Below are 24,656 nucleotides of genomic sequence, written 5' to 3'. Positions count from 1 at the left end.
TTATAATTTCATTGTAATCCTATAGTGATCCAGCCAATAATTTACCTGAAGCAAAAACGCAATCATCTGAGGACCAGCCATCAGCTGCCCATACCATGGTTTTCCGTAATCCTTCGGACTGTCAAGGAATCTAGTTAATTTTTCAAGATCAATCAGCTCTCTGATCGGTGCATTTTTATCTGCCATTACTTTTCGCAGTTCTCCTCCAAGAATCTTTTCATATGCAGGGTCATAAGTTTTTGGATAAGGACTCTTTTTCCGATATAAAACCTCATAAGGAAGATCCTCCCTTCCCGCCGCCCGCAGCAAACCTTTGACCGTTCCTCCCAGACACTTCATTTCCCACGGAACATTATAAAGATATTCTACAATCCGATGGTCTGCAAAAGGAACTCTTGCTTCCAGACCCGAATGCATGCTCGTGCGGTCCATCCGGTCAAGCAAGGTTACCATAAACCAACGAAGATTCAAATAAGAAATCTCTCTTCTTCTGGCTTCTGTCCGATCTTCTCCATATAAAGACGGAGTTTCATTGATCGTTTTTTCATATGCCGCTCTGGAATAGGCTTCCAAATCTACCTTTTTTAACACAGCGTCCTGCAGCAATGCTTTCCTCGGTTCCATATCCATAGACCATGGGAAATTATCCGCCTCAAAGCATTCCTTTTTATGAAACCACGGATATCCGCCAAAAATTTCATCTGCGCATTCTCCGGTTAGCGTTACTTTATTATAATTTACAACCTTGGAACAAAAATACAGCATGGATGACTCCACATCTGCCATACAAGGAAGATCTCTGGCATCCACTGCTTTGTATAAATAGGAAACCAGTTCTGTATTTCTACATTCTAAATAATGATGATTGGTTTTTGCAAACTCCACCATACGTTCTACCCAGGGGCGGTCTTCTGACGGCTGAAAAGCATTTGCTTGAAAATACTCATGATTTTTCCAGAAGTCAAAGGAAAATGTATTTAGCTGCTTCCCTTCTTTTTTCAGCTCCTTGGCACAAATTGCTGTGACAAGACTGCTGTCTACACCTCCAGATAAAAAAGTACTGATTGGTATGTCTGAAAGCATTTGCAGTTTTACGGCATCATGAATCAGCCAGGAGGTTTTCTCAATGGTATCCTCAACTGAATCTTTATGTTCCTTGGCCTCCAGCTTCCAATAACTGTGATCTTTCACGCCCTCCTTGTCTATTTCCAGAAAATGTCCGGGCAGTACTTCCAAAATTCCCTGAAAAACGCCTTTTCCATAAGACTTTGCCGGTCCCAATCCGAAAATTTCACCAATTCCCTCTCTGTCAATCACCGGCTCCACTCCCGGATAGCAAAACAACCCTTTCATCTCAGAGGAAAAAACAAGAGTATTTCCAAGTTTTGTATAAAACAAAGGTTTTACTCCCAGACGATCCCGAATTAAAAACAGCTTGCCTAAGGTTCCGTCCCAAATTGCAATGGAAAAAATTCCGTTTAATTGCTCTGTAAAGGAAATCCCATAGCGCATATATCCAACCAAAACCACTTCCGTATCACTGTCTGTTTGAAATTTTGCCCCCTTCTTTTGAAGTTTTTCCTTCAGCAATTTCATATTGTAAATCTCTCCGTTCAGCAAAATCGCACATTCTCCATGATCTTTCTGACGGATCATAGGCTGATGTCCCTTTTTAAGATCCAAAATCGACAGTCTGACATGCCCCAAACCGCAGCGATTTTCTAAATAGACTCCTTCATCGTCGGGTCCCCGGTGTTTTTGAACCTGATTCATTTGCTCCAACACCATTTCCCAATTCTCTCTTGATTTCCCATATGGACCATCTGTATTGACAAACCCTGCAATTCCACACATACAACATTCCTCTCATTCTGCTTGATTCCAAATTATAGGCTGATATTGTTTTCCTTCCAACGCCTTTAAAATGACAGGAATCAGCAACTCCATATGTGCCACCATGGAGTTTGGCTTTTTCTCCGGATCATCCTGCCCAAAAGGCACAAAATAAATATATTTATGATTGAAAAGATGCCCAATATTTTTTAAATTCATACCCAGCGCATCATTTGTTGAGAGTGCAATTATCACCGGCTTTTGATTTCTAAGCTGCGCCTTTGCCGCCATCAAAACCGGAGTATCCGTAATTCCGCCGGAAAGCTTTGCCATCGTATTTCCCGTACAGGGCAGCAGCACCAAGGCATCCAGACAGCCCGTCGGTCCAATAACTTCGGCAGCCTCAATGGTTGTCATCGGTTCATGTCCCGTCATTTCTTCTGCTCTTTTTAAGAAATCCTCCGCTCTTCCGAATCGGCTGTTTATGGTCTGCGCAGCGTCAGAAAAAACCGTATGCACCGCAGCTCCCTCCTCGATCAGTCGTTCCATCTGCACAAAAGCTTTCTCAAAGGTACAAAAAGATCCTGTCAGTCCAACGCCGATTCGTTTATTTTCCAACTGCATTTTGACCCCTCCCTTTTAACTCCAATACTTTCTTTGCCAATCGGATTCCCGAAGATTTGGGCGCATAAATTCCCGGAAGGCTGGGACATAAATAAGCACAGATTTTTAGCTCCTTTGCCGCCTTCCAATCGACACCTCCGGGGGCAGATGCAATATCCACAATGCAGGCCTCCTTCGACACTCTTTTCAACAAATCCTCTTTTAATATCACAGCCGGAACTGTATTGAAAATATAATCAAACTGCGGAATCTGTCTTGAAAGCGCTTTAAAATCCATAAGATCAAATCCATCGGCCTCGCCCTGACTTCTTGCCGCTTCTTTTCTGGCACAAATGGAAACTTTTGTATTTAGCCCCTTCAATTTCGATGCCAGAACTCTGGCGCATCTTCCGTATCCCAAAACCAGACATCGGCTTCCATGCAGGTTTACCGGTTTTAATTCCATGGCTTTTACAATGGCTCCTTCTGCCGTGGCAATGGCATTATAAATCGCCACATCATCCATTTCCATAAAATCATAAAGTAAAATTCCCTTTTCATAACATATTTTTTGAATTTCTTCTGAAATACATCCCCCAAAAAGACTTTGGCCACCGGTCAGTACTTCCAGCAATTCCTTCACTTCCATGGAACTCTTTTTCTGCTTGGACACAATCTTTTCCCCATCTTTTGAAAAAACAACAGGCCCAATGACACAATTTGCCGATGTGACTGCGTCCAAAAGTGACTCTGCTGTTTTGCATTCCTGTTCCAAATCCTGTTCTTCCGTGCCATATACAATGACCCGGTATCTTCGGTTTTTTAAATAATTTGCTAAATATACCTGACGGCGGTCTCCGCCAATCACTGCAAAATCATACATCGCAGAATGATTTCCTCTCATCCATTCTTTTCATAGTATATGTTCTTTTATTGAAATGGTTCTTTTCCTCTTCTATAAAAACAGCAAATGTCCTGCAGTATTTAATATTCCGGCCAGAATCATAACAAAGATCGGATTTTTCCGTCTCTTTATCAAAAAATACAGACAAATCAAAAAAATCCCCGCCTGTCCCACATAAAAATTATCCCAGGAGAGCGCTTTCCCGCCAAACAGTGTCTGGATCAGAATGGTAACGCCTGATACAGCAATCAGTGCAATCACCGCCGGGCGCAGTGTATTTAAAACCTTTTGTAGTCCTTCCATCTGACGATACCGCAGATAAAACCAAGCGATCACCGTTACAATCACACAGGATGGGAACACACATCCTGCCGTCGCAGCCGCAGCTCCCATCGGTCCTGCAATTTTAATTCCCACAAAGGTCGCAGCGTTAATTGCAATGGGTCCCGGCGTCATCTGCGATATAGTTATAAGATCCGTAAATTCTGCCATGGAAATCCAGTGATGCAGCTCGACGACTTGATGCTGAATCATCGGCATAGCCGCATATCCGCCTCCAAAGCTTAACAGGCCAATTTGAAAAAAGCAAAAAAACAGACGAAGAAAAATCATGATCTTTTATCCCCCCTACTCAAAATCCAATACTTTATCAAGCCGGCTCCGATACAAAACAAAATAATATAAATTACATTGACTCCAAACCACGCATTGGCTAAAAAAGCTCCCAGAAAAATTCCAATGGATTCTGCTTTGTTTTCTTTTTCCATCAAAGCTCCTGTCATTTCAAATACAACTGAAGCAATGACTGCTGCGACTCCCGACTGCATTCCGGAAAGCATCCATGATATAATAGAATTTTGTCGAAATAAATCGTAACATACCGAAATCACCGAAATGATCAAAAAAGGAGGCAAAATCGCCGCAAAAACACAAAGCAGAACTCCGGAAATTCCGGCAAGTTTATATCCGACGACAATGGCTCCGTTGACCGCGATGGCCCCCGGTGACGACTGGGCAATCGCCACCAGATCTAACATCTCCTCCTCTTCAATCCAATGATATTCGTTGACAAACTTCTTCTTCATCAGCGTTATAATCACATATCCCCCGCCAAACGTAAATGCGCTTAAATAAAACGTAGCCAAAAACAATTGGACAAACACAGATTTTTTTGCCTGATCTTTTGAATTCTTCATTCATCTCCCCCTCTTTTCCATCTGCCTCTTACTGAGGAGCAAACTGACTGTTAAAAAGTTCTGCATAAGCGCCGTTCTTTTCCAGCAATTGCTCATGAGTTCCCTGCTCTATAATCTGCCCATTCTCCATAACCAAAATCACATCGGCATTCCGTATCGTAGACAAACGATGCGCGACCACAAAACTGGTTCTTCCCATCATCATTGTCTCAAATGCCTTTTGAATACGAATTTCCGTCATCGTATCAATCGAAGAAGTCGCCTCGTCTAAAATCAGCATCGGAGGCAGACTCAGCATAATTCTTGCAATACAAAGCAGCTGTTTTTGCCCCTGTGACAGATTTCCGCCGCCCTCTGCAATCATTGTATCATACCCCTCCGGCATCCTGGAAATAAATCCATGGGCATTTGCCTCCTTTGCCGCCTGAATCACTTCTTCTTCTGAAGCATCTGGTTTTCCATAGCAAATATTTTCCCGAATGGTCGCTGCTTTCAGCCACGTTTCCTGAAGAACCATACCATAACTTGATCTTAAGCTTTGCCTTGTTACATCCCGGATATCCAAATCCTCCACTTTAATGACTCCTCCGCTGACATCATAAAACCGCATCAAAAGGTTAATCAACGTCGTTTTTCCGCATCCGGTAGGACCGACAATCGCAATTCTCTGTCCCGGTTTTACATGAAGCTGAAAATCTTTCATTAGCGGAACCTCCGGAACATACGAAAAGTCTACGTGTTCCAAGTCCACCTTTCCCTCTACCTGGGATAACACCTTTGCATCCGGCGGCTCAGGTTCCATCATCTCTTCATCCAGAAATTCAAAAACCCTCGCTGCAGATGCCAACGAGTTCTGAAACTCAGTAATGACACCGGTAATTTCATGAAAAGGTTTTGTATACTGATTCGTGTAGCTTAAAAAGCTGGACAGCTGTCCTACAGAAATTCTGCCCAAAATCACCGAAACGCATCCGGCAATTGCCACTCCGGCATAAATTCCTGAATACATAAATCTCGTAGCCGGATTGGTTATAGAAGAGTAAAAGGTCGCTCGAAGAGAATAATCTGACAGCTCCCGATTGATCCGGTCAAACTCCTGTTGAACCGCCTCCTGCCGATCAAACGCTTTGACAACTTTGATTCCACCAAGCATGTCGTTTACAAATCCGGTTAACTGCCCTCTGACAAATGATTGTTTCTGAAACATCGAAAAACTTCTTTTTGAAATAAATGAGGCTATTAAAAAAGAAAGCGGACTTAAAACCACAACGACCAGCGTAATCCAGACATTGATCCCCAGCATAAAACAGATAGTTCCCGCAATGGTTGCCACTCCGGTAAACAACTGGGTAAACCCCAACAGCAGACCATCGGTAAACTGTTCAATATCTGTAACAATTCTGCTGATCAGATCTCCCGAAGAGTGGCGGTCTATATAAGAAAGCGGAAGCTTATGAAGATGATCAAACGCCTGTATTCTCAGATCTTTTCCGATCTTATAGGTAATTTTATTATTTACATGATTCATCAGCCACTGACAAACTGCCGTTATCATCACACAGCCAAGCATCTTTTTTATCACAGTAAACAGACCGATAAAATCTACTCTTCCTCTAGACACCATCAAATCTACACCCCTTCCGATCAGAATAGGAACATAGAGAGTAAGACCAACGGTAAGCAACGCCAGCAGAAGCGATACCACAATCCATAAACGGTAAGATTTGATATAATGAAAAATCCTTCGCAGTGTTTTTTTCTTCCTACTTTTCATAGGCATCCTCCTCTCCTGACATTTGAGACGCACAGATTTCCTGATAAACCGGATTGCTTTTCAGCAATGTTTTATGATTTCCGATTCCCACCACAGCACCATCATCCAATACCAGAATTTGATCTGCGTTCTTTATTGTTGAAATCCTCTGCGAGACAAGAAATACTGTCATATTCTCTGTTGTTTCTTTGATTGCTTTCCGAAGCTTCGCGTCGGTTGCAAAATCCAGCGCAGAAGCACTGTCATCCAAAATCAAAATTTCAGGTTTTCGGACCAGAGCTCTCGCAATGGTCAGCCGCTGTTTTTGACCTCCTGACAAGTTTCCTCCATTTTGCTCAATTTTGAAATCCAATCCTTCTTTTCTGGCATCTACAAACTCTTTTGCCTGCGCAATTTCCAAGGCATCATAAATTTCATTATCGCGGGCGTCATCCTTTCCCCACTTCATATTTTCTCTTAATGTTCCCTGAAACAGCATCGCCTTTTGGGGAACCATTCCTACTTTTTTCCGAACAAATTCCGGTTTGAGCTCTCTTAAATCTTTCCCATACAATAGAATTCTTCCCCCGGAAACATCATAAAATCTGGGAATTAACTGTACAAGCGTGGATTTCCCTGATCCTGTTCCTCCAATGATTCCCACAGTTTCTCCTTCCATCACCTGAAAATCAAAAGGCTTTAACGTATCTGTTGCAGAACCTTCATATGCAAATCTGACATGCTCAAATGTAAGAACCGGCGTTCCCTGCCGGTGAGAAACCTCACAGCTTCCCATCTCCTTCATGGAGGCGGCAGCACCGAACACCTGATCTACCCGTCTCAAACTCGCCAAAGCCCTGGAAAGCAAAATCAAAAGATTTGCCAGCTTTACCAATTCCACCAAAATCTGAGACATATAATTAATTAACGCAATGATCTGTCCCTGTGATAAATCTCCCGCGTCCACCTGATGACCTCCCGACCAGAGAATCGCAATCATTCCAAGATTAACTGTCACATAGGTGATGGGATTTAAAAGCGCAGAAATTTTTCCCACAAACATTTGTTTCTCATAAAGCCGTTTGCTTTCCCCACGAAAAGACTCCTGCTCATAGGATTCTCGATGAAACGCGCGAATCACACGGATTCCCAGAAGATTCTCCCTTGTTGATTTCAAAACCTGATCCATTTGCTTTTGTACCCGCTGATACATTGGCATTGTAATCCACAGAATCAGAGCCACAACCATGGCAAGAGCGAAAATTGTAATGACAAAAGAAACAGCAGCTCTGCGGTCTACCACAAATGCCATGACCATCGCGCCCAATACCACAAACGGAGAACGCAAAAACAGGCGCAAGAACATATTAACCCCATTCTGCACCTGATATATATCACCCGTCATTCGATTCATTAAGGTAGAGGTTCCCAGTCGGTCAATTTCCTGATAATCGAAGGTATGAATATGCGCAAATAAATCACTTCGCATTGCCATTCCCGTCGATACCGCAGATTTTGCCGCAAAATACTGCGCCGTAATTGAAAACCCAAAACCAATTACGCCAAGCAAAATCAACAGACCTCCCATATTCAGCAGGCAGCCGATGTTTTTTTCATAAATTCCCACATCAATCATCTTTGCTACCACCAATGGAACAAATAATTCAAAACACGCTTCCAGCATCTTAAACAATGGCGCTAAAATCGTTACCACCGGATGCTTTTTTAAATATCCCAGCAAACGCTCCATTTTTCTCTCCTTCTCCTTCATTGCTTTCTTATACTTTTTCATCAAGTATAACATAATAGGATTTTGGATACAAATCCTGCCTTTTCCATTGACTCGAACAGATGTTTGTGATACAATATCTGCAAACATACATTCGGAGGCCGTACGATGGAAATTACATCCAGAGAGCTATCACTCAATGAAAAATTAAATATTTTAGCCGATGCTGCAAAATATGATGTTGCCTGCACTTCCAGTGGCTCCAGCCGCCGTGGAAAAAAAGGATATCTTGGTAATACAGAGGCTGCCGGAATCTGCCACAGCTTTTCTTCCGACGGACGGTGTGTTTCGCTTTTAAAAATTCTTCTAAGCAATGAGTGCATTTACGACTGCAAATACTGTTTAAACCGCTCCAGCAACGACAGAATCCGCACCACTTTTCTGCCGGAAGAGATCTGTACTCTGGTCGTTGAATTTTACCGAAGAAATTATATCGAAGGATTATTTCTAAGCTCCGGTATTGTAAAAAGTCCCTTGTATACAATGGAGCTTATGTACCAGACCGTTTATCTCCTTCGTACTAAATATCATTTTAACGGCTATATTCATGTCAAAGCGATCCCCGGAGCTCCCGATGAATTAATTGAAAATATGGGATATCTTGCTGATCGTATGAGTGTCAATCTGGAACTTTCGACCGTTGGCGGACTGAAAAAAATGGCTCCGCATAAAAATCCCAAAGCTTTAGTAAAACCGATTCGTCAAATACAAAACGGAATTATCGGGCACCGCCTTGCCATAGGAAAAGATCCTAAAATGGAGCGCTCCAACAGCAGTCGTTATCTTCATCACACCATTTTTAAACATAACCCCTACCGTCTGGAATCCTCTGCTTCCCATCAATATTTTCCTTCCGCCGCCGGAAAACCTGCTCCTTTCGTTCCTGCCGGTCAGAGCACCCAAATGATCATCGGAGCAACTGCCGAAAATGATTTACAGCTTCTCTCTACCACCCAAAAGCTCTATCAGCAGTATGACTTGAAACGTGTTTTTTTCTCTGCCTACGTTCCTCTCAATGATGACGCTGCTCTTCCTCCAATCGGAACGCCTCCTCCTCTTTTGAGGGAACACCGCCTCTATCAGGCAGACTGGCTGCTGCGTTTTTATGGTTTTCATGCTGAAGAATTATTGAGTGCTGACCGTCCAAACTTTAATATTCTGCTGGACCCCAAGTGCGACTGGGCTCTGCGCCATCTGGAGCAATTTCCTGTGGAGATTAACCGCGCTCCTTACGACACTCTGCTTCGAGTTCCGGGAATTGGCGTAAAATCTGCATATCGAATCATCAAAGCCCGAAGGCAGGGAGTTTTAAATTTTGATCATCTGAAAAAAATGGGCGTTGTATTAAAACGCGCCAAATATTTTATTACATGCAGCGGAAAGATGATGTATCGAATCCCCATCGAGGAAAATTTTATTACCCGGCAGTTGATCGGTGAAGACTCCCGACAAAACTGGGAAATTGATCATCCTCAAACCTACCGTCAACTTTCGCTTTTTGATGATTTCCATTTTGCATCGGACGCAACAGAAGAAGACTCTCAAAAATCTATTTTTGGACAACTATAACAGGAAGGAGTTCCATCTATGACCACTATTTTTACCTGCCAGGATCATTTTGATGCTATGATGACGTGTATCTACGATGCATGAGCATCCCGTCTGGGGCATTCCAATGTGCGGCTTAAAACAGAAGCCATTGGAAATTTGGAACTTTTCTGCGAATACCGCCATGTCCATGCAGATTCCGAAAAAACTGCCAGCGTTGTACGCTCCATCCAACAAAAGATTTCTTTTCGTGCTTATCAAATGATTTATCGCGCAGCCATGTCCGATCAGGAAGACAAGCTGGATTCCATTTATCGCTTTCTTATCGCTGGATTCCATTATGGTCCCCGTGTCATTGATTTTCTGCAGGAGCCCGTTGTTATGAGAATTTTTGAGCTCAATCGAACCGTTGGAAATGAAGCCCACTATCATAATGAATTTCTTCGATTTTCCAACATTCGGAAAAATATTCTTATCAGTCATATTGAGCCGAAAAGCAATGTTCTGACTCTTATAGCCCCCCATTTCGCAGACCGGCTTCCCTCTGAAAACTGGATCATTGTTGATGACAAAAGAAACACTGCCATCGTACATCCAATGAATCAGGACTATTATTTGACCTCTCTTTCTGAAAAAGAAATAGACCAGCTGTCCGAAAAAACAGATGATCCATTTATAGAGCTTTGGAAGGGCTTCTTTGATCATATTGGTATCAAAGAGCGAAAAAATCTCCGCTGTCAGCGAAACATGCTCCCTCTTTGGTATCGGAAACACATGCCGGAATTTCACTGATCTTATGAAACCTCTCGTGTCCAAAATTCAATTGCTTCTTTTAAAAACTGCGCGCAGCCCTCTACATTTTTATCATAATATTTTTTAAAACGCTCATCCATAACATATAGCTGCGCCAGCCCTTTATGTGCTTTTGATGAATAAGAATTCCAAGTCATTTGAAGCCATTGCCGATGAAGATCCACCATGTGTTTTGCAGTTTCACTATCAGGCAGTTTCTTGTTCTTTACTGCTTTTTCCAAACAGTTTTTTATTTCATATTCCAATATCTGAAACTTCTGATACTCTTCTTTGGTCATATGCAGTATCTTATGATTCGATGCATTCACTGCTTCATCACCATAACTTTCTCGGATTTCTTCTCCGTAGTCCTGCTCATTTTGTTCTACCAAATTCTTCTTAAACGCTTGAAACTTTTCCATATCACTCATGCTTACTTCTCCCTTCATTGACGCAATCGTCTGTTTTACAGTATCAATCATCCGGGAAATTCTTTTTTTCTCTTCTTCCAGCTGCTCCAAATGTTCTTCCATCGCCAGAAGTTTATTAAAATCCTGATTATAAATAATTTCTGAGATTTGCGAGAGCTCGAAACCTCTTTCTTTATAAAATAAAATCTGCTGAAGCAAATTAATTTCTTTGGAACCATAATAACGATATCCCGCTTCATTGGTTCGCTTGGGATGCAGCAAGCCAATTTGATCATAATACCTTATAGCCCGTGCACTGACTCCTGTTAATTCTGATAACTGACGAATACTGTATTCCATCATATTTCCCTCCTGATTTTTTATGCTGTAATCAGACAATATCAGTTGACGCTACGTCAAAGTCAAGGATTTTTATTCGATATTTTCGTTTTCTAATAAATATTTTAAAAATCCCTCACATCCCTCTTTTACATCTCGGTATGTTGCATCAAAGTCTCCTGTATACCACGGATCAGAAATATCTCTTGGACACTGAGAATAATCTAATAATAAATGAATTTTCTGTTCCGGATCATTTCCCACAATCCGCTTCATATTCCGGAGATTGAGATGATCCATGCCTATCAAATAGTCATATTCTTCGTAATCCTGTCTTGTCATTTGTACTGCACGATGTTTTAGTACAGGAATTCCTGTTTCTCTCATTTTCTGCACCGTTCCATGGTGCGGAGGATTTCCCAGCTCCTCTCTGCTGGTAGCCGCCGAATTAATATAAAATTCATTTTGCAGGCCTTTTTTGTTAACCAAATCCTGAAAAACAAACTGAGCCATTGTCGAACGGCAGATATTGCCGTGGCAAATGAATAGTATTTTTATCATGTTCTTATATCTCCTTAAATCGTCGTATTTCCCTGTATTTAAAGGCTTTTTACAACTTTCATTTTTCTTGTAGTTTCTGTATCTTCTTATAAATTCTCATGTTTTGGCAGCCAAAAGTTGTAAAATAAGTTGTAAAACCACCCTTATTTTACAACTTTACAACTAGCTAAGAAAAGGTTCACTGAACCTTTTCACGCATGCTTGGCAACCGATTGCAGACTTCTTTCATCTCTTTTTGAATATCGTCAAAGTCCAAGTGCGTGTATGTATTCAGCGTAACTCCTATATCTGAATGTCCCATAATCTTCTGTAATGTCTTAGGGTTCATTCCCGACTTTGCCATATTAGAACAAAAGGTATGTCGGCAAACATGTGGATGTGTCAAGTATAGGACAAAAAAAATTTTATTTTTTTCTGCCGAAGACTATCTGACGCTTCCATCAGGTAGTCCCAGCACCTTTATTATCTTCTGATAAGTCATTCTTGTCCTGCTCAAGTTATCTCTGTTCCGAAAAAATATCGTCAAAATTCCATTCGATTTCAATTTCATCCTGACTATGAACACGGATCACCTTGATAATCTCACGCAGCTTCTCTGTATCGAACTTCTGAATTCCCAAGAAATCTTTTAGTTTTATTTTATCAGAAAGTTCATTTTGTTCAAGAAGCTTTTTGCTATTCTCCGCATCTTCAATCTTTCGTTTTATTTCATCCAGCTGTCCACTTATCTTTCCAGCTCTCTGCTTATACGAATCACGATCTATACGACCATCTTTGTAATCATCATAGAGTTTCATCTTTTCCGAGGTCAACTGTCGGCTCTGTTTTTGCAATTCTGCGGTATTGATCTCTTTGTAGTCGCATTGCCTGTTGGAAGATACTTTCTTTTCTTTTTCCAACATTGACGCTGCATACTGATGAACAAGCCCAAGGATATTCTCCTCCAGCGGTTCCCGTCGGATCACCAGACTTCGACACACAGGATCTCCATTGGTTCGAGCATCTGAGCATTTTAGCAGATGCTCCGTTTCTTTTAGTAAAGAATGCCCACAGTTGGCACATATCAGTAATGCCGGCTGTTTTTTACGCCTTTCCAGAATAAAATTGGTGCGTGATTCCGCAACACTTCTCTTCTTTTTCGGATGCATTTCATTTGCTTTTTCAAACAATGCCCTGTCTATAATTGCCGTATGATGATTTTCCAGGCGAACCCATTCTGTTTCATCATTCAGAACTGCTTTATGACCGGTATGCATACTGCAACGTGTTTTTCCCCAGATTCTGGTTCCAATATAAATCTCATCCCGGACAATTGCCGCTACTGTCGTAGGGCTCCAGTGTTTCTTTTTGATCGTGTCAAACCTCTGGAACTGCACCTGGTCCCCTCTTGATAATTTCTGCTCATCACAAGTGGCAATCGCCTGTCTGTTCAATTCCCTTGTAATATCTGCAAAACTTGTTCCTTCCGCTGCCATTTTAAAAATCATTTTCACAACTTTTGCAGCCTCCGGATCTACTTCCAGCCTTCCATCTTTTCCTTTTTTATAGCCATATCTGGCATTTACCGGAAGGCGTGTACCATTTCTCGTTCTTGTCTGCAATGCTGATGAAATTTTCTTGGACAAATCCAGGCTATACATATTGTATACCAGATTCTGCAATGCCACATTCATTCCACCAGTCATTCCGCTGCTTGCTGCACTGTCATAGCTGTCATTAATCGAAATAAATCGTATCTGTAGAAGTGGAAAAATATATTCAATATAAAATCCAACTTCCAGATAGTCTCTTCCAAATCTGGAAAAGTCTTTTACAACTACACAGCCGATTTCTCCGCTTTTCATGTCATCCTGCAGCTGTTGAAATCCCTGCCGTTTAAAATGAGTGCCGCTGACACCGTCATCCACATATTCCAGGATAGCAGCCTCAGCTACACCCAGCTGATCAATCACAAATGATTTTAACAGAATTCTCTGAGAAGTTACACTGTCGCTCTCTTTTTTGGCTCTGCCATCTACATTGTCATCTTCTGCGGATAAACGGATATAAACAGCTGTTTTTCTATGATCTGTCATCTTGACTGCGCCTCCTTCTCTTTCTTTAATTTCTGTAAATCTGCAAACTGATCGTCATATACCAGCTTGATCTCATAATCATACTTACCATGGATAATAATTGAATCCACAAAGGCATCTGCCATTTCTTTTGTCAGCTTACGCTTTGACATATAAGTATGTATCACATTTCCCCAGCCTTCTTCAATGTGGTAATCCTGGGAATACCGAACCTGTGCCGCCAATACTGTGTCCAGACGGCTCTTGATATTCTCAATTTCATTGGAATAGATCCGAGAAAACTGTATGTACTCTTCTTCTGTAATCAAACGTTCCGAGTAATCTTCATATAAATCCGATTTACGCTTACTGATACGGCTTAGTTCCCGTCGAAGTTTCCCCACCTCTTTATCCAAAAGCAGGTACTCTGTCTGATTTTTGGAAGCTGCATTCATTTCCTGAATCATTTTTTCTGTATCCAATACGGTTTTCATATGCGTTTGGATCAGGCGAAGAACATCGTCATCCACATATTCTTTTCTGACTCTGTGCCCTTTGCATTGCTTTCCTCCGGATTTATGGTTAGTATTGGCTCCGCAGATATAAAAGAATGTGCCATTTCTTTCTCTGGACAACGTCATGCGGTTGCCACAGCCTCCGCACCATATCTTTCCTGTATAGAAATTATGGTTTCGAATAGCCCCATTGTTCTGCTGATGTTTCTTCTTATAAGCCTCCGTATATTCCTGGATTTTAGATTGTACCTGTTGAAACAACTCTCTATCTATAATCCCTTCATGCGTGTTCTCCACATGCACCCATTCACTCTCTGGTCGGTTTCTCTGTTTATTTCCCTGGAAAACACTTTGCTGATATTTTCCAAATACAGAATCACCTGTGCAATGAACATCCTGAAGTACTCGCTTCACTTCATAATTGTTCCAGGGTTTTGACTCCGGAAGCGGCTTTTCACCAGTTTTATAGAATTTTCTCTGTAAAGTCGGCGATAAAACTCCATCTTTATTGAGCTGTCTTGCAATATCACTATAGTTCCTGCCATCCATATACATAGAAAATATACTTTTTAGATGTTCTGCAGCTTCTTCATCAACAATCAGCTGATGATGGTCTTCTTCTGACTTTCTGTAACCATACGGTTCCCAGGCACTTGTAAATTTTCCTTTTTTCCAAAGTGCTTTTTTTGCGCTGCTACTCTTTTTGGCAAGGTCTTTCGAATAGAACTCATTGATGATATTCTTAAGTGGAACTGTAATATCTACACCCTCTCTGAAGGAATCGAAATCATCTGTCACAGCCAGGAATCTTACATGGAAAAACGGGAATACTCGTTCAATATAATTGCTGGTTTCGACATAATTTCTTCCAAGTCTGGACAAATCTTTTACAATAACACAGTTGATTTTTCCATGCTTGATATCTTCCATCATCTGTACGAATCCGGGACGGTCAAAATTTGTACCTGAATAGTCTGAGTCCTTATAAACTTCCGCAACCGAAATATCTTCCGTATCTGCTACAAAGTTTTTCATCAATTCCACCTGGGTTTCTATCGTTCCTCTTTCTAATGTTTCTTCTGTTTCCATTGAAATTCTGGCATACAATCCTGCCCGGAACGGTCTGCTTACCTCTGTCTGGACGGTTGCACTGCTGACTACTTCCGGAATGTTTTTCCTGCTCTTTCGTGCCATTTTATACAACCTCCTTTACCTTGACCTGCAGATTATTATCATTATCTATTACTGTATCAACTCCCATAGCGGGTAATTGATTCAGCAATGTCTGATAACAATCATCAAAATCAAAAGTGATCTCTATATTCTTTTTATCATATACTCGGATTTGCCTGATCAGTTCTACCACCACAGTGCGGGACAGTTCTTCAATATTCTGATATTTCGCAAAATAATCCAGCCAGGTATTTGCATTGTCTGCTTTTTCCAGCTCACTATCCATTTCTTTCTGGATCGCACGGATACTCTCTTCCGCATTTCTAAGCCTCTTTCCATAGGCTGCATGAAGCTCTACATAGTCTTCTTTTGATACAATGCCCTCTTTCATATCCGAATAGAGCATCATTCGTAACTCCTTGCAGCGTTCTGTCTCCTGTTTTTTCTTCTCCAGCCTATCCTGCAGCTTCTTCATATTGATTTCCTGAAATGGCACAGTACCAATAAATTCCAGGACTCTTTTCAGGTGCAGGATATTCTGGATATGCTGTTTCAGCATCACCAGTACGGCATCTTCCAGATCCTTTTCCGGTATTCTATGACTGGAACAGCGTTTTGTTTCTTTATTTGTGGAACATAAATAATAAGCATATTTTTTTCCTGCCACAGTAGAAACTTTTCTTGTCATAGGTGCACCACAATCCGCACATACAGCAATTCCGGATAACAGATATACCTGCTTTTGGTCAGGTGAAGTACGTGTATCCATGCCCAGAAGTCTCTGAACAATTTCAAAATCACGGTCACTCACCAGTGGCTCATGGTTTTTCTCAATTCGGATCCAGTCATCTTCCGGTTTCACATAAGTCTGCTTCACTTTATGGTTCGGTGTTGTCCTTTTTCCCTGCACAAGATTTCCGATATAAACCTCGTTTTCCAGTATCCTGCGAACCGTAACGGAACTCCAAAGTGCCTGTTCTTTCTGCCGGAAACCTGTTTCATAACGACTGCCGCTGCTTATTTTATACTCAAATGGGGAAAGAATACCCAGTTCATTTAAACGATTAGCGATCGCATCCTGACTCATTCCCTGCAGCTTCATCTTAAAAATATCCTGTACTACACTGCCTGCCGATGGGTCAATCTCTAATTTATGCTTATCTGTCTTTGTCTTCCTGTATCCAAATGCTACAAACGGAGTCACGCACTCGCCTTTTTTCCTCTTAATCTCAAGATTACTCCTGATCTTAATAGAAATATCACGACAATAAGCATCGTTGATTAAATTTTTAAATGGGATAATGATTTCGTCTGCCTGATTCTTTCCCTTAAGACTGTCATAATTATCATTGATGGCAATAAAACGCACACCAAGAGCCGGGAATAATCTCTCGATATACTTCCCGGAATCAATATATTCCCTTCCAAATCGTGATAAATCTTTTACCACTACGCAGTCTACAATCCCACGCCGGATATCTTCCAGCATTGCCTGGAATGCTGGGCGCTCAAAATTAGAGCCTGAGTATCCATCATCAACTCGGACTGAAACAACTTCAATATCTTTTTTGTCTTTCAGGAAATCCAGAATCAAAGCTTTCTGGTTAGAAATGCTGTTACTTTCCAGTTTTGCTGAACTGGAAATATCGCCATCTTCTTTAGATAATCTGACATAGATGGCGGCATGATAGATTTTGTTGATATTCTGATACATATCTTACCTCCTTTTATTACGTCAGAAAATCCATGTAATAAAAGGGGGCTGCATAATTTGTCCTTACCGACATTCTAACACAGTCCCCTCAATTTTACCAGTACTTTTTCAGACACTCAGAAGCATACTTTTTCAGACACTCAGAAGCATATTCTCAAATGCCTGCTCCATAGATATACCGTTATTTGCAAATCTGACTTTTACTTTCATATTACCGATCCGGACCAGATAAGGATTTCCTACTTTATTCAGAAAAATATCTCTCCGTTCCTGAAGCGGCTTATTTCTGTCTGCTTTTATCATCCGTAGATCAGTCATTTCATTGATATCCACATCACTGAAATCCTGATCCAGATAATTTCTATATTCCTCTGCTGTCATGCCCTTCTCCTTCCATTCCCATCTGAATCCGTACTGCTTTCAGTACCCGATCCAGGCTCCACTTATTTACTCTTCCGCATTTCTCAATAATACATTTTGTAGAAATGCTCATAACCTGTTCAGCCAATGCCAGGCTTCCTTTTCGGATCCCTGTCATATCGTACTTACTGATAAATACATGTGTTGGTAAATACCGCTTCTTATATATTCTTGACGTCAGCGGAACTACTGTAATGACTGAACTGTATGTATTAGCTTTGTTGTTACTTACCACGATCACCGGTCGTACTCCACCCTGAACCGAGGTTGTCGGAAACATACCGAGATCCGCCCATAAAATATCTCCTCTTCGAATCGTCACTTGTCATCTCTCCAATCTTTTTTTATTTGTAAAGCATTCATAGCGCTATATTGGCTCCACAGGAATACGGCAGAGTTCCTTTCCAAGATAGAAAGCTCTGCCGCATAACCTCTATAGCCAATTTGATTATTAAACAGTGCTCGCTCGATTCTATTTATCCTCGATATCCCGAATCGTTACTCCTGCATCTGCAGGAAGGGAATAATAACCTGTCCGAATGCTATACTCCGGACCACAACCCAAAAACTCTCGTTTCCAGGCTCTGGCAGTTCATAGGTTTACCAGTTACAGACTTCTCAGGGTCTGCAAGTGTATCGCATCTCACACATGTCATCGCATCACCAGCCTGCCGACTGGCTTTGGTCAGTGCTTTTTCGCAGCATTATTAGCTCTAAAAATGTTTTTACGTCTTTTAATCCTATAGCGGCATCTTCCTCGTGCTCACTGTATGAAATGTCACGTCAGTTATTATTGGATATTCAGTTATCATGGTGCATTTTAGGGAGTCCTTAAAGCTCCTCTAATTACTAAAGTCAAATGACTTCGGCAAATGCAAAAAATTTTCCAAAAATTTTTTAAAAAAATTCTTTCATATACATTTCACGCATTTTATTAAGGATTGTTTTCAGCTTGTACGCTAATACCTGTCGGGAAATCCCCATAATCTCTGCCATCTGTGTCTGTGTCTTATTTTCAAAGAAAATGCCATAAATAATCATGCGTTCCTCGGTATTCAGCTGATTAATCACTTTATGAATATCCTGCTGTTCCATTTTCGTCAGTACACTGTACTCCACGTCACAATTCAGATCCGGGAAATCCTCTATCATAAAGCCTTCTCCATCAATGGACTGACCACTGTAAGGTACTTCCCGCAGCATCTTATCCACGACTTTCCCTTCTTCGTTCTTAATCTCAACTTTTTTTGCCTTGCTGCTTCTGTAAAAGTTGTTCATCGCATACGCAACTTCTTTTGTAATCTCGATCATTTCTCCATCAATATTTGCGTAGTACTTTCCTTCATAAAAATATGGGTGTTCAATATACATATCCGTTCCTCCTGAATTTGAAATCTTGTTGCTCGTTTCAAATCCAGAAGGCGGACCTCTGTTTAGAATCATGCCTGCTCCTCCTTTATCCTGCCGGGACATACCCGCAGTTATTGGCTGAGAAATTCAGGCACGAAAAAAGCCCCAGTAGTTTTTTTCTTAACTACTGAGGCTTTCGTCTCTTTTTTGTATTCAGTTATCTATGCCTTCTTTCATCAGCATAATCATTGTATCAGGATAATGTTCACAAAGTATCCGCAATACGTTCCCATAAGTTCACGTCATTATTGAAATCGTACATATTTCAGTATAAAAAATTCACCGTGTTATTCTTCTACTTCTTTTCCATCTATATATAGTTGAAATTTATCAGGATTATTGACAACATCATAGTCCTTTCCATATTCTACAGGTCTGTATTCGGCTGTCATTACCGATTCCCCATCTTCAATATCCTCTTTCCATAAATAGATGTTCATATCAAGGCTCGTCGCATATCCCCTGTCTGTGGAGAATTTTGTCGAACGAAAAGAATCACCCTTGTACATCTGCAAAAGTTCTCTTGCAAACGCTTCTCTATTCTCAATATTTTCCCGGTTAGCGACTACAGTTAGATTTTCATCCCGATTTACGGAAAATGTTCCTACCACATCCGGTTCACCTTCCTTATGACCGGATTCAGGTTTCCCATAAATACTTCCTGCAGCAATTATCATGATCACTGCTCCAGAGATCACTGCAATTATCTTTTTCTTCATATTTTCATTAATTTCCTTTTAATTGTTTTACTGCGTAATTGATCACTTCTTCCGGTGTAGGTCTGTCTCCTCTAAGTGTCATTTTCTTCCATTCTTCCTGCACAGCCGGATCGGGATTATCAAATCCTGCATCTATGGCTATCTGCATTTCTCTGCGTACCTCTTCTGGTGTTGTGTTGTACTTTTCTGCAATCTTTTCATAAATAGTTTTCTCTCTCATTTGTCCGCCTCCAATTTTATAGAATTAGATATAGTTCTTTAGAACTACTATACCATGGTTTTAATCGTGAAAAAAGACGGGTTTTACAAATGGATTCATAAAAATAGACAAAAAAAGAAGAGCTTTATGCTCTTCTATTTCGCAATTAATTCTATTAGTCTACCAAAGCTCTGACCGCATTTAAAACTCTTTTCTGTTCGTTCTTTGGCAATTTTTCTATCATACCAGACAATTCATTGGTAACACCTGTAACAGAATGTGTCACAACATCTATCAACAGTGCATCCGCCGATACATCAAGTGCATTGGCGATTGCTACAAAGGTATCCAATTTTGTTACTTTCAATCCTCTTTCTATCACACTGACATGTGTTGTACTTAAATTTACCAGCGCTGCCAGTTCTTCCTGGGTAAGATTTTTTGCTTCTCTTGCAGCCTTGATTCGCTGACCAACCGCTTTTAAATCCATCGTAACACCTCCTTCAGAACGATAATTCGGTCTAAAATTAGTATACCGATAGATAATCAAAAGATACAGAATCCGCAGATACTACAATAGTTCTACAGAACTAGTACAGATATTTTATATATCAATATAAAAAGAAGCCACCAGATAAATCATTTTTTCTGGCAGCTTCATTACGATTCTGTTGTTATTTTGTAACACTCATGCTCTCATCGATCCATTTCTTCACCATTTGAGCACTCACATTAAGATAGTGGGCTATTTTATCAACTTTCATTCCATCCGCAGCCATGGATAATGCTGAGGCCTTTGCTTTTTTCAGCTCACCACTTTCAATACCTTCACTATAAATCTGTTCCATCTCACGGCACATGAATTCCACCCCTTTCTGTGTTTCCTTCAATTCGTATACTCTGTCTGCAAGTATCTTACTATGCATATCTTCCGCATTCTTACAGTGAAGATCGTGCATCAATCTGCCTAACTCAGTATCTTCTTGCTTCTTAGAATTTACATAAATAATATGAGCCTCATCTTTGAAATTTTCACTGACTTCTTCGATCTTCCTGTCTATATGATAAATCGGAAGTCCATAACCAAGTGCATCGTCTCTGGTGATGAAGATCACATAACTCTCTGGCAGTTCATCAAAATCCTGCCCTGGATTTAATATATTCATATCCATCAGACCACTATGATATCTTGCCCGTTTTGGAGATGCTCCTTCATTGTCCTGCTGGATTTCCACATCCATCTGTTTGCCATCTGAATCCCTGGCAACACAATCCAGAATAGCTGAACGCCCCTGTAAATTCTTATAGTCCTTCTGAAGAACCTGATCGATAACTTTCAGATCCTTTTTATCCATAATCACCTGCAGCACATATTCCGTACATTCCCGTTTCTTAAATACATTCCGCATGAACACATCGCTCATGATGGTAAGGTCTTTTAAGATACCCTTGTATCTCTCGTAACGTGTTTCTAATTCTTCTGTTTTCACGATTTCTTCCTTTGCCACGTTCACTCCCGCCTCCATTCTTTGCTGTGTCAAGATAGGTTCCTAGATGTCTCCTATCCCAATTTCATCTTAACATCAAAACCAGCTTTTCACAAGCCACTATTTTATCCTACATCACTTGAAAACAATAATTTCCAATCAGCTTCATCCAACTATTATATTTATTCTTTTCACACACTTTTCGGCAAATTTCATTTTCCATCAGTACACAGAACATCTTATCATAATCAAATGCCCAAACAGCACCATTCACATGGTTTTCCACTGCTTTCTGATCTATGCTTTTCAAGCGTGTGACCATTTTCTCAATTTCTCCATTTCCCAAGTTACCGATATTTTCGCAGATAAACCGAAAGAAATTCAACGTTGTATATTCGTCATGCCAATGGAACTCTTCTGGATTGTTTTTTATTTTACTGGCTCGCTGCTGTTCTTTGATTATCTGAGCAGCTACACCTTTCATCGAATCTTCGTATCTCATAACTCCCACCTACTCTTCCTCAACGCCTAATGACGGTTTGAATCTCTTATCTTTTGCCTGTGGCACTACAATTTCATAAAAATAAAATCCTAAATACCCAAGTGCCTGCTTCTTCATTTTATAAAAAGAAGTCCTGCCTATTCCCAGTTCCTGCTGCACTTCCACATCTGTCTTATTGTAATGACTGCAAAAGCAGGAATGAAGAATTTCACTGAGTGTCACACCATTGGGAGCATAAAATTTCACCAGTGTCATTCCCCGATAGATCATGTCTGACAGCCCATAAATAATCATCAGGTTATTCATCTCCCGGTGCATCTTTGGCACGTTAAGCTGATGATTATAAATGCTCAGGTAGCTTAACGCATATGCCATATCTTCATTGATCTTCTCCTGACACTCCATATCCAGTTCTTCCAATACGACCTGATTTTCCAAAATCAGCTTCTGGTAACTTGTCATCAGTTCTTTAATATCAGTATAATGTCTTTCGATTGTAACTTCCAGATAATCCTGTGCATGGCTTGCCATCTGGAAGGTAATTTCTTTCATTGATTTAATTGCATAATCTCTGTCTGTCATCAGTTTCTTATTCTCCTTATCATAATCACACTAACTGGCGGTCTTTCAGACCAGTTCGCTTTCCCCATGATTTTGATGGGAAGCAATTACTCACTACAACTTGCAGAAGCGGATATCCAAAAGACATTGTGGGAGCTGCCTTTGCTGACCGGAATCCATCTTCTTATGTAAAACCTGCAGGAATATAAAGGGAAAGTGACTATCCCTGCCGGTTAATAATCCAAATAATATCGTCTATACCTATCTCTCCTTATGCTGTTTTTCTCTCCATAAACCATTTATCCACTTCATAAAATAAATGGCTTTCCTGTCCCTGTATCATACAGGTGTACATCATTCCTACACCGCCTGCCTTTCTGCTGGCACATCGCTCGATTTTCAAAATTCTGTCGATGTTATATTTTCTTCCATCTTCCCAGGTAAAGAATATAGGAACCAGTTTTCCGTCTTTCCGAAACTCTGCCACTACATCTACATATACTTTATTCATACCGGCACCTCACTATAAGATTTCTATTGCTCTTGGCGATGCCGGAATCCTTCGGATATATCCGTTTTGTTCCAACTGCTTGATTCTGGAAGAAGCAGATGACGTTGATCTTACTCCGATCAGTTTTCCAAATTCCCGGACTGTCGGCGGATATCCATGCTCCTTCGTATAATTCAAAATGCACTGATAGCTTTCTTCCTGTTTTCTGGTTAATGTCTGTTTCAAATTTATCCCTCCCATTATCCATGAAAATAACTGTGTGGATGGACCGTATGTGTACCAGCGTCCAAGTGGGATAAGACTTTATCTTGGTACATTGCCGCTCGCTGTATACTGAAATATCCAAACCGTCGTCTGATCTCATCTACAGTACGATCCATCTTTTCTAATTTTTCCTGTTTCTCTTGATTACCAAAAAGTTCCAACTGCACGGGAATATTATCCAACACAAGATCTACTGCTCGTATACCAAGGCTTCTGATTGGATGCTCCCATTTATAATGATCTTTAAACAACTGAAATGCTGCTGTCACAATCTCATCTGTTATATTTGTCGGATGATGTAATTGTTTCTGCCTCGAAAAACGAAACAAGCCATTGTCTCGAACCGTAATTTCTATCGTTTTGCATTTAAAACCATGCTTTCTCAATCTTGCTGCAACGTTTTCTGCCAGTGCCATCTGAATAATCCAAACATCCAGATCATCTTCCAAATCTCTTGGAGTTGTGGTACTATTGCCGATTGACTTCACAGGAGCTGCATACCCGTCTTTGCAAACTGGATCATTGTCCCAACCATTTGCAAATGACCATAACACAATTCCCATCTTTCCAAAATGGCTTTCTAACATTGCTTCATCACTTTCTGCAAGTTCCCCAATGGTTCGGATCCCCAGCTTCTGAAGTTTCTTCCGAGTCTGTCTTCCAACATAAAGCAGATCCGATGCAGGAAGCTGCCAAATCATACTTTTATAATTTTCCCGGTTAAACTCTGTAATCGCATCTGGCTTTTTGTAATCTGAACCAAGTTTCGCATAAATCTTATTCCAGGAAATTCCAATACTTACCGTTATACCCAGTTCGTATTTAATCCGATGGCTGATTTCTCGTGCAATCGTTATTCCACTTCCTTTCAGATTTCTGCTGTCTGATACATCTAGCCAGGATTCATCAATCCCATATGGCTCAATCTTGTCCGTATACTCCGAATAGATTTCTCTTGCCATCTGTGAAAATCGTAAATACAAATCCATCCGTGGTGGTACAAATATGATTTCCGGGCAAATCTGTTTTGCCTGCCATAATGCCATTCTGGTCTTTACACCTTTTCGCTTTGCAATATAATTTGCTGTCAGCACAATCCCGTGTCTTGCTTCCGGATCACCACCGACTGCCAACGGCATTCCGGCAAATTCCGGATGATGCAGCATTTCCACACTTGCATAAAAGCAATTCATATCACTATGCAGGATTACACGTTCACTCAATTTTTTCACCTCCCAGCCGTTTCGTTCAGCATGATGTCTTATCAATTTCTGTATGCTTAGTATACATCTACATTTTGGAGATAGTCAAGCTACATCTTGGTTGTTTTTTCTCCGTTTTGGAGATTGTTGTTGATTTTATTTCTAACATGCGGTATAATGCATATAGAAAATCCAAA

At 40.7% G+C, this 24,656-nt stretch carries 26 protein-coding genes and 1 pseudogene; 2 read left to right on the top strand and 25 right to left on the bottom strand.

The window, feature by feature from the left end; genetic code table 11:
* Genes asnB through AC27EF_RS07815 form a run of 7 tightly spaced genes read right to left on the bottom strand, consistent with a single transcriptional unit; the run spans window position 1 to window position 8,039 of the window.
* Window positions 1-1,854, bottom strand: coding sequence for an asparagine synthase (glutamine-hydrolyzing) (asnB, locus tag AC27EF_RS07845; RefSeq protein WP_487110075.1), 1,854 nt, complete (start codon window positions 1,852-1,854; stop codon window positions 1-3).
* Window positions 1,855-1,866: 12 nt separating this feature from the next.
* The gene (locus AC27EF_RS07840; protein ID WP_487110073.1) at window positions 1,867-2,457 is read right to left on the bottom strand and encodes a dipicolinate synthase subunit B; all 591 of its coding nucleotides are present in this window, start codon (window positions 2,455-2,457) and stop codon (window positions 1,867-1,869) included.
* A complete protein-coding gene (dpsA, locus tag AC27EF_RS07835) occupies window positions 2,441-3,340 on the bottom strand; it encodes a dipicolinate synthase subunit DpsA (protein WP_487110071.1) in 900 nt (299 codons plus the stop codon). Before dpsA ends, AC27EF_RS07840 begins: the two co-directional genes overlap by 17 nt.
* 51 nt (window positions 3,341-3,391) lie before the next feature.
* Window positions 3,392-3,952 (bottom strand): chromate transporter, encoded by a 561-nt coding sequence (locus tag AC27EF_RS07830; protein ID WP_487110069.1) that lies wholly within the window; start codon window positions 3,950-3,952, stop codon window positions 3,392-3,394.
* Complete coding sequence (locus tag AC27EF_RS07825) at window positions 3,949-4,536, bottom strand: chromate transporter (RefSeq protein WP_487110067.1); 588 nt, start codon at window positions 4,534-4,536, stop codon at window positions 3,949-3,951. The genes AC27EF_RS07830 and AC27EF_RS07825 overlap by 4 nt, the downstream gene beginning before the upstream one ends.
* Window positions 4,537-4,564: 28 nt before the next feature.
* Complete coding sequence (locus AC27EF_RS07820) at window positions 4,565-6,316, bottom strand: ABC transporter ATP-binding protein (RefSeq protein ID WP_487110065.1); 1,752 nt, start codon at window positions 6,314-6,316, stop codon at window positions 4,565-4,567.
* Window positions 6,300-8,039, bottom strand: coding sequence for an ABC transporter ATP-binding protein (locus tag AC27EF_RS07815; protein ID WP_487110062.1), 1,740 nt, complete (start codon window positions 8,037-8,039; stop codon window positions 6,300-6,302). The genes AC27EF_RS07820 and AC27EF_RS07815 overlap by 17 nt, the downstream gene beginning before the upstream one ends.
* Window positions 8,040-8,186: 147 nt before the next feature.
* Between AC27EF_RS07815 and AC27EF_RS07810 the strand changes: the two genes are divergently transcribed.
* On the top strand, window positions 8,187-9,647 hold the full coding sequence (locus tag AC27EF_RS07810) for a putative DNA modification/repair radical SAM protein (protein WP_487110060.1): 1,461 nt from the start codon (window positions 8,187-8,189) through the stop codon (window positions 9,645-9,647).
* 93 nt (window positions 9,648-9,740) lie between these two features.
* Window positions 9,741-10,418 carry a TIGR03915 family putative DNA repair protein gene (locus AC27EF_RS07805; protein WP_487110114.1) on the top strand — a complete coding sequence of 226 codons (678 nt, stop codon included), beginning with the start codon at window positions 9,741-9,743 and terminating at the stop codon, window positions 10,416-10,418.
* 2 nt (window positions 10,419-10,420) lie between these two features.
* Here AC27EF_RS07805 and AC27EF_RS07800 read toward each other — a convergent pair whose 3' ends face one another.
* From AC27EF_RS07800 to dinB, 18 genes and pseudogenes are all read right to left on the bottom strand, one after another.
* Window positions 10,421-11,191, bottom strand: coding sequence for a MerR family transcriptional regulator (locus AC27EF_RS07800; RefSeq protein ID WP_487110058.1), 771 nt, complete (start codon window positions 11,189-11,191; stop codon window positions 10,421-10,423).
* Between the two features lie 69 nt (window positions 11,192-11,260).
* Window positions 11,261-11,728 (bottom strand): low molecular weight protein-tyrosine-phosphatase, encoded by a 468-nt coding sequence (locus AC27EF_RS07795; protein ID WP_487110056.1) that lies wholly within the window; start codon window positions 11,726-11,728, stop codon window positions 11,261-11,263.
* Between the two features lie 178 nt (window positions 11,729-11,906).
* Window positions 11,907-12,104 (bottom strand): annotated as a pseudogene (locus tag AC27EF_RS07790) (tyrosine-type recombinase/integrase); the annotation flags it as partial.
* Between the two features lie 121 nt (window positions 12,105-12,225).
* Window positions 12,226-13,803 carry a recombinase family protein gene (locus tag AC27EF_RS07785; RefSeq protein WP_487110054.1) on the bottom strand — a complete coding sequence of 526 codons (1,578 nt, stop codon included), beginning with the start codon at window positions 13,801-13,803 and terminating at the stop codon, window positions 12,226-12,228.
* Window positions 13,800-15,491 (bottom strand): recombinase family protein, encoded by a 1,692-nt coding sequence (locus AC27EF_RS07780; protein WP_487110052.1) that lies wholly within the window; start codon window positions 15,489-15,491, stop codon window positions 13,800-13,802. Before AC27EF_RS07780 ends, AC27EF_RS07785 begins: the two co-directional genes overlap by 4 nt.
* Before the next feature lies 1 nt (window position 15,492).
* Window positions 15,493-17,184, bottom strand: coding sequence for a recombinase family protein (locus AC27EF_RS07775; RefSeq protein WP_173771419.1), 1,692 nt, complete (start codon window positions 17,182-17,184; stop codon window positions 15,493-15,495).
* 132 nt (window positions 17,185-17,316) lie between these two features.
* Window positions 17,317-17,565 (bottom strand): DUF6870 family protein, encoded by a 249-nt coding sequence (locus tag AC27EF_RS07770; protein WP_055152282.1) that lies wholly within the window; start codon window positions 17,563-17,565, stop codon window positions 17,317-17,319.
* The gene (locus AC27EF_RS07765) at window positions 17,546-17,926 is read right to left on the bottom strand and encodes a type II toxin-antitoxin system PemK/MazF family toxin (RefSeq protein WP_012744261.1); all 381 of its coding nucleotides are present in this window, start codon (window positions 17,924-17,926) and stop codon (window positions 17,546-17,548) included. The genes AC27EF_RS07770 and AC27EF_RS07765 overlap by 20 nt, the downstream gene beginning before the upstream one ends.
* 575 nt (window positions 17,927-18,501) lie before the next feature.
* On the bottom strand, window positions 18,502-19,047 hold the full coding sequence (locus tag AC27EF_RS07760) for a sigma factor-like helix-turn-helix DNA-binding protein (protein WP_257465339.1): 546 nt from the start codon (window positions 19,045-19,047) through the stop codon (window positions 18,502-18,504).
* Window positions 19,048-19,301: 254 nt separating this feature from the next.
* Window positions 19,302-19,733, bottom strand: a complete 432-nt coding sequence (locus AC27EF_RS07755) for a hypothetical protein (protein ID WP_257465340.1) — start codon at window positions 19,731-19,733, stop codon at window positions 19,302-19,304.
* Window positions 19,734-19,740: 7 nt separating this feature from the next.
* The gene (locus tag AC27EF_RS07750; RefSeq protein ID WP_257465341.1) at window positions 19,741-19,953 is read right to left on the bottom strand and encodes a sporulation initiation factor Spo0A C-terminal domain-containing protein; all 213 of its coding nucleotides are present in this window, start codon (window positions 19,951-19,953) and stop codon (window positions 19,741-19,743) included.
* A gap of 154 nt (window positions 19,954-20,107) precedes the next feature.
* Window positions 20,108-20,422: a helix-turn-helix domain-containing protein gene (locus AC27EF_RS07745; RefSeq protein WP_227596989.1), complete on the bottom strand. Its 315-nt coding sequence runs from the start codon at window positions 20,420-20,422 to the stop codon at window positions 20,108-20,110.
* Between the two features lie 184 nt (window positions 20,423-20,606).
* A complete protein-coding gene (locus tag AC27EF_RS07740) occupies window positions 20,607-21,458 on the bottom strand; it encodes a PD-(D/E)XK nuclease family transposase (protein ID WP_257465359.1) in 852 nt (283 codons plus the stop codon).
* Between the two features lie 91 nt (window positions 21,459-21,549).
* Window positions 21,550-21,921 (bottom strand): hypothetical protein, encoded by a 372-nt coding sequence (locus AC27EF_RS07735; RefSeq protein ID WP_257465342.1) that lies wholly within the window; start codon window positions 21,919-21,921, stop codon window positions 21,550-21,552.
* Between the two features lie 9 nt (window positions 21,922-21,930).
* Window positions 21,931-22,503, bottom strand: a complete 573-nt coding sequence (locus AC27EF_RS07730) for an ArpU family phage packaging/lysis transcriptional regulator (protein WP_012744267.1) — start codon at window positions 22,501-22,503, stop codon at window positions 21,931-21,933.
* Window positions 22,504-22,753: 250 nt separating this feature from the next.
* A complete protein-coding gene (locus AC27EF_RS07725; protein WP_054335621.1) occupies window positions 22,754-22,993 on the bottom strand; it encodes a hypothetical protein in 240 nt (79 codons plus the stop codon).
* A 12-nt stretch (window positions 22,994-23,005) separates the two neighbouring features.
* On the bottom strand, window positions 23,006-23,218 hold the full coding sequence (locus tag AC27EF_RS07720; protein ID WP_257465343.1) for a LexA family protein: 213 nt from the start codon (window positions 23,216-23,218) through the stop codon (window positions 23,006-23,008).
* 14 nt (window positions 23,219-23,232) lie between these two features.
* Window positions 23,233-24,480: a DNA polymerase IV gene (dinB, locus tag AC27EF_RS07715; protein WP_390428653.1), complete on the bottom strand. Its 1,248-nt coding sequence runs from the start codon at window positions 24,478-24,480 to the stop codon at window positions 23,233-23,235.
* Window positions 24,481-24,656 lie beyond the last annotated feature (176 nt).

It is taken from the genome of Anaerostipes stercorihominis (genome assembly GCF_057535655.1).
Note: the sequence above shows the minus strand (reverse complement) of the source record. Positions and strands in the feature narration are given on the sequence as shown.

What these genes read in the sequence shown, in the direction of transcription:
- AC27EF_RS07750 (WP_257465341.1), bottom strand. Translation starts at nt 19,953, where the DNA reads ATGAGAGAGAAAACTATTTATGAAAAGATTGCAGAAAAGTACAACACA.
- AC27EF_RS07795 (WP_487110056.1), bottom strand. Translation starts at nt 11,728, where the DNA reads ATGATAAAAATACTATTCATTTGCCACGGCAATATCTGCCGTTCGACA.
- AC27EF_RS07775 (WP_173771419.1), bottom strand. Translation starts at nt 17,184, where the DNA reads ATGTATCAGAATATCAACAAAATCTATCATGCCGCCATCTATGTCAGA.
- AC27EF_RS07840 (WP_487110073.1), bottom strand. Translation starts at nt 2,457, where the DNA reads ATGCAGTTGGAAAATAAACGAATCGGCGTTGGACTGACAGGATCTTTT.
- AC27EF_RS07770 (WP_055152282.1), bottom strand. Translation starts at nt 17,565, where the DNA reads ATGACAGCAGAGGAATATAGAAATTATCTGGATCAGGATTTCAGTGAT.
- AC27EF_RS07745 (WP_227596989.1), bottom strand. Translation starts at nt 20,422, where the DNA reads ATGGATTTAAAAGCGGTTGGTCAGCGAATCAAGGCTGCAAGAGAAGCA.
- AC27EF_RS07730 (WP_012744267.1), bottom strand. Translation starts at nt 22,503, where the DNA reads ATGACAGACAGAGATTATGCAATTAAATCAATGAAAGAAATTACCTTC.
- dpsA (WP_487110071.1), bottom strand. Translation starts at nt 3,340, where the DNA reads ATGAGAGGAAATCATTCTGCGATGTATGATTTTGCAGTGATTGGCGGA.
- AC27EF_RS07780 (WP_487110052.1), bottom strand. Translation starts at nt 15,491, where the DNA reads ATGGCACGAAAGAGCAGGAAAAACATTCCGGAAGTAGTCAGCAGTGCA.
- AC27EF_RS07800 (WP_487110058.1), bottom strand. Translation starts at nt 11,191, where the DNA reads ATGATGGAATACAGTATTCGTCAGTTATCAGAATTAACAGGAGTCAGT.
- AC27EF_RS07825 (WP_487110067.1), bottom strand. Translation starts at nt 4,536, where the DNA reads ATGAAGAATTCAAAAGATCAGGCAAAAAAATCTGTGTTTGTCCAATTG.
- AC27EF_RS07815 (WP_487110062.1), bottom strand. Translation starts at nt 8,039, where the DNA reads ATGGAGCGTTTGCTGGGATATTTAAAAAAGCATCCGGTGGTAACGATT.
- AC27EF_RS07735 (WP_257465342.1), bottom strand. Translation starts at nt 21,921, where the DNA reads ATGAGATACGAAGATTCGATGAAAGGTGTAGCTGCTCAGATAATCAAA.
- AC27EF_RS07830 (WP_487110069.1), bottom strand. Translation starts at nt 3,952, where the DNA reads ATGATTTTTCTTCGTCTGTTTTTTTGCTTTTTTCAAATTGGCCTGTTA.
- AC27EF_RS07785 (WP_487110054.1), bottom strand. Translation starts at nt 13,803, where the DNA reads ATGACAGATCATAGAAAAACAGCTGTTTATATCCGTTTATCCGCAGAA.
- asnB (WP_487110075.1), bottom strand. Translation starts at nt 1,854, where the DNA reads ATGTGTGGAATTGCAGGGTTTGTCAATACAGATGGTCCATATGGGAAA.
- AC27EF_RS07810 (WP_487110060.1), top strand. Translation starts at nt 8,187, where the DNA reads ATGGAAATTACATCCAGAGAGCTATCACTCAATGAAAAATTAAATATT.
- AC27EF_RS07755 (WP_257465340.1), bottom strand. Translation starts at nt 19,733, where the DNA reads ATGAAGAAAAAGATAATTGCAGTGATCTCTGGAGCAGTGATCATGATA.
- AC27EF_RS07725 (WP_054335621.1), bottom strand. Translation starts at nt 22,993, where the DNA reads ATGAATAAAGTATATGTAGATGTAGTGGCAGAGTTTCGGAAAGACGGA.
- AC27EF_RS07740 (WP_257465359.1), bottom strand. Translation starts at nt 21,458, where the DNA reads ATGGAGGCGGGAGTGAACGTGGCAAAGGAAGAAATCGTGAAAACAGAA.
- AC27EF_RS07820 (WP_487110065.1), bottom strand. Translation starts at nt 6,316, where the DNA reads ATGCCTATGAAAAGTAGGAAGAAAAAAACACTGCGAAGGATTTTTCAT.
- AC27EF_RS07760 (WP_257465339.1), bottom strand. Translation starts at nt 19,047, where the DNA reads ATGATTCTAAACAGAGGTCCGCCTTCTGGATTTGAAACGAGCAACAAG.